This is a genomic window from Xanthomonas sp. SHU 166 (assembly GCF_000364685.1).
GTDB lineage: Bacteria > Pseudomonadota > Gammaproteobacteria > Xanthomonadales > Xanthomonadaceae > Xanthomonas_A > Xanthomonas_A sontii.
In genome coordinates, this window is record NZ_AQOJ01000267.1 from 1 (window position 1) to 4,349 (window position 4,349).

4 protein-coding genes are annotated in these 4,349 nt (G+C 70.9%); all 4 read left to right on the forward strand.

What is annotated here, in order from left to right; genetic code table 11:
* Window positions 1-966: glycosyltransferase (locus tag D180_RS08515; protein ID WP_017912464.1), on the forward strand; the 966-nt coding region annotated here is incomplete at its 5' end.
* A gap of 54 nt (window positions 967-1,020) precedes the next feature.
* Window positions 1,021-2,295, forward strand: coding sequence for an O-antigen ligase (locus tag D180_RS08520; RefSeq protein WP_017912465.1), 1,275 nt, complete (start codon window positions 1,021-1,023; stop codon window positions 2,293-2,295).
* A gap of 82 nt (window positions 2,296-2,377) precedes the next feature.
* A complete protein-coding gene (locus D180_RS08525) occupies window positions 2,378-3,211 on the forward strand; it encodes a glycosyltransferase family 2 protein (RefSeq protein ID WP_017912466.1) in 834 nt (277 codons plus the stop codon).
* Window positions 3,211-4,248, forward strand: coding sequence for a CDP-glycerol glycerophosphotransferase family protein (locus tag D180_RS08530; RefSeq protein WP_017912467.1), 1,038 nt, complete (start codon window positions 3,211-3,213; stop codon window positions 4,246-4,248). Before D180_RS08525 ends, D180_RS08530 begins: the two co-directional genes overlap by 1 nt.
* Window positions 4,249-4,349: the final 101 nt, after the last annotated feature.

Sequence of the window (4,349 nt, forward strand, 5' to 3'; positions counted from 1 at the left end):
GTCGCCGACCTGCTGCGCGAGACCGGCCGCTACCGCGTGGAGGTGCTGGGCTTCGGCACCGTGCGCATGGCCAACCGCCTGCGCGAACTGCGCCTGTTCCTGCGCAGCCTGCTGTTCGGGCGTGCCGACCTGCAGATCTTCCTGGAGCGGGTGTATCCGCGCTGCCTGGGCAGCGGCTTGCGCAATGCCCTGATCCCCAACCCGGAGTGGTTCCGGCACAAGTGGCTGCGCTGCCTGCCGCGCTTCGCCCAGGTGCTGTGCAAGACCCGCCAGGCCGAGCAGCGGTTCTCCACGATGGCGCCGACCGCCTTCATCGGCTTTTGCAGCGACGATTGCTACCGTCCTGAGGTCCCGCGCGAGCGCGCCTGCCTGCATGTGGCCGGGCGCAGTTCGGCCAAGGGCACGGCGCTGCTGCTGCAGACCTGGGCGCGGCACCCCGAGTGGCCGCGGCTGACCGTGGTGCAGAGCGCGAAGAAGTCCCACCCGATCGAGGCCGAGAACATCGACTACCTGACCGGCTACCTGGACCAGCAGGAACTGCGGCGGCTGCAGAACGCGCACCGCTTCCACCTGTGTCCGTCCGAGGTGGAGGGCTTCGGCCACTACATCATGGAAGCGCTGAGCGTCGGCGCGGTGGTGATCACCACCAACGGGGCGCCGATGAACGAGCTGGTGAGCGCCGAGCGGGGCGTGCTGATCGACCCGGTCGGCGAGGGGCCGGATAATTTCGGCGTGCGCTACCGGATCGAGGCCGCCGGCCTCGAGCAGGCGATGAGGCAGGCGCTGGCGATGTCGCCGATGCAGTGCGACGCCCTGGGCACGGCCGCGCGCGGCTTCTTCGAGACGCGCCGGCGCGAGTTCGGCGAGCGCCTGCGCGCGGCGGTGGCCGATCTGCTCGGGGAAACGCCGCCGCCCGCCGTGCCGGCCAGCCATGGCGCCGATCGCGAGCAGGTCAGGCCGGGTTAGGGAAGCGCCCCGGATCATCGCCGACCACCCCCTCTCCACGGTCTTCCCTCCTTGATGTCCCAGCCGATCGCGCCACGCCATGCCGTTTCCGCGTTCTCGCGCCAGTCACTGGCCGAGCGCGGCGCGGCGCTCGCGCTGCTGTGCCTGCCGGCGCTGGTGATCAGCATCCCCAGCGGCCTGCTGCCGTTCGGCCTGCTGCTGCTGGCGACCAGCCTGCTGGCCCTGCCGCGGCTGCGCCAGGCGGTGGCGCCGATGCAGCCGTCGCTGCGCTGGCTGTGGATCCTGGCGCTGCTGGTGATCGGGCTGTCGCTGTGCTCGGTGCTGTACTTCGGCCAGCCGCTGAAGGACATCGACAACCGCACCCGCTTCCTGGTGCTGCCGTGGGCGGCGCTGTGGACCTACGCCCTGCGGCCGCCGCAGCGCCTGCTGTGGTGGGGCGCGCTGCTCGGCATCCTCGCCGCCCTGGTGCTGGCCAGCGTGCAGGTGTTGCAGGGCCAGCCGCGTGCCGAGGGCTGGACCAACGCCATCGTGCTGGCCGATGTGGTGCTGATGCTGATGGTGCTGGCGGTGTTCTGCCGGCCGCGCGGGCAATGGCCGTGGGCCGTCGCCGCGGTGGTGGCCGGCGGCATCGTCATCCTGCTCAGCGGCAGCCGCGGCGTGTGGCTGGGCGTGCTGTTGCTGCTGGTGGTCAGCGCGCTGTGCCTGCGCTGGCGCGACAGCGCGACGCGGCTGATGATCCTGGGCGCGTGCACCGCGCTGGCGGCGGTGCTGGTACTGAGCGTGCCGGCGCTGACCAAGCAGACCCGCCTGGCCGAACTGCATCACGATGTGCAGCGCTACGAGCGCGGCGACAGCGATTCCTCGGCCGGCGCGCGCATCGAGCGCCTGCAGGTGGCGGCGGCGACCTTCGTCGAACACCCGGTGGTCGGGGTCGGCGTGGGCCGCTTCGACAACGCCATGCTGCGCCTGCCGGACTGCCGCAAGGGCTTCGTCGAGCGCTGCCACCTGGGTCATGCGCACAACGACCTGGCCGAGTGGAGCGCGACCCAGGGCCTGCCCGGCACCATGCTGATCCTGATGGTGTACGGCGTGCCGCTGTGGCTGCTGCTGCGCCTGTACCGGCGCCGGCCGCAGCCGCATTTCCACGGCGCCGCGGCAGCCGGGATCATGGTGGTGGCGGCCTACATCCTGTGCGGCATGACCCAATCGATGTTCGCGCACCAGGTGAGCACCGGCTTCTACGTGGCGCTGGTCGGTGTGCTGATCGGGCTGGCCGCGCGCGAGGCGGTGCCGGCCCCGGGCGCTGAAGGCGCCGCGCGAAGCCGGTAGACTGCCGATCCCGCATCGCCGGGCGGCGCGGCGCCTGGCGCCGACCGCCGGCACCGCGCCTGACTTCCGGATACCGCGCGCCATGGCCGACGCTGCCGCCGCCACCCTGCCGCTGAGCCTGGTGGTGATGACCTACAACGAGGCCGCCAACATCGCGCGCTGCCTGGACAGCGTGCCGTTCGCCGCCGACAAGCTGGTGGTGGACTGCGGCAGCACCGACGACACCGTGGCGATCGCCCGCGCGCACGGCGCGCGCGTGGTCGAGCAGGCCTGGCTGGGCTTCGGCCCGCAGCGCAACTTCGCCTCCACCCAGGCCGCGCACGACTGGATCCTGGTGCTGGACGCGGACGAGTTCCTGTCCGACGCGTTGCGCGCCGAGTGCCTGGCGCGGTTGCCGCAACTGCTCGCCGAGGACCGCGTGGACGCGGTGTGGCTGCGCCGCAGCACCTGGTACATGGGCGCGCCGATGCGCTGGTACAAACCGATGGTCGGCGAGCGCCTGGCGCGGCTGTACCACCGCGGACGCGCGCGCTGGAGCGATGCGCGGGTGCACGAATCGCTGCGCTTCGACGGCGCCAGCGCCGAGTTCGCGCCGCCGTTCAACCATCTGCACAACCCGACGCTGGTACACAAGCAGCTCAAGGTGCTGCGCTACGCCGAACTCAAGGCGCTCGGCTGGCGCGACAAGCGCAAGCCGGTGAGAATGTGGCAGAGCCCGTTCGTGTTCGCCGGCGCCTTCCTCAAGGACTATCTGCTGCGGCTGGCCTTCCTCGACGGCTGGCGCGGCTTCGTGGTGGCGCAGACCGCGGCCAGCTACGCGCTGTACAAGCGCATGCGCTACTACGAGATGCAGGTCAACCCGGCCTCGGTGGAACAGGCGCGGGCGCAACTGCAACGGCACGATCTGGAGCACTGATGAGCAAGCACTATCTGCTGTACGGGTCCGAGCGCTATGCGCTGGCGATCCTGCGCCCGCTGCAGGCGGCGATCCGCGCGCGCGGCGACGAGGCGGCATGGTTCTTCGATGGCCCCGGCGCCGAGGACCTGAGCGCCGACGAGCGCCACCTGGCGACGGTGGAGGAGGTGCTGGCGTGGGATCCGTACGCGGTGATCACCTCCAGCAACGCGGTGCCGCATTTCTTCCCCGGAGTGAAGGTCGAGACCTTCCACGGCTTCGACGCCGGCAAGCCGCGGCACATCTACGTGCGCGGCTTCTTCGACCTGTACTGCACCACCGGCCCGCGCGACACCGCCGCGTTCGGCGCGCTGGCGCGCAAGCTCGGCCACTTCGCGGTCAAGGAAACCGGCTTCCCCAAGATCGATCCGTTCATGCGCGAGATCGGCGCGGAACTGGCGCCGGTCCGGCAGCCGCCGGTGATCCTGTACCACTCCACGTTCTCGCCGTCGTGGAGCGCGGCTGGCATCCTCTACGACGAAGTTGCGCGACTCTCGCGCAGCGGCGAATGGCGCTGGATCGTCACCTTCCATCCGAAGATGGATCCGGCGATGGTCGCGCGCTACCGCGCGCTGGAGAGCGAGTACCTGCGTTTCGCCGACAACGACAACATCCTGGAACTGTTCCCGCAGGTGGACATGATGTGCTCGGACACCTCGTCCGCGCTCAACGAGTTCCTGCTCACCTACAAGCCGGTGGTGACCTTCAAGAACCGGCGTCCGGGGCCGCAGCTGATCGACATCGACGATCCGGCGCAGTTCGAACCGGCGATCCGCCGCGCGCTGCAGCGGCCGCCGGAACTGATGGCGGCGATCCGCGAATTCGCCGATGGCCTGCATCCCTACCGCGACGGCCAGTCCAGTGAGCGCGTGCTGCAAGCGATCGACGACTTCGTCGCCGAGGGCGCGCGCAACCCGCGGCGCAAGCCGCTGAACCTGTGGCGCAAGCTGAAGATCCGCCGCCGCATCGGCTACTGGGGGCGCGGCGCGCGTCGCTGACGCGCAGCGCCGCCGCGCGCGCTCACCAGCGCAGCCGTCGCTGCGCCAGCGCTGCGCCCAGTTGCTCGTACAGCGCCCGCGCCTGCGCGTCCGGCAGTAGC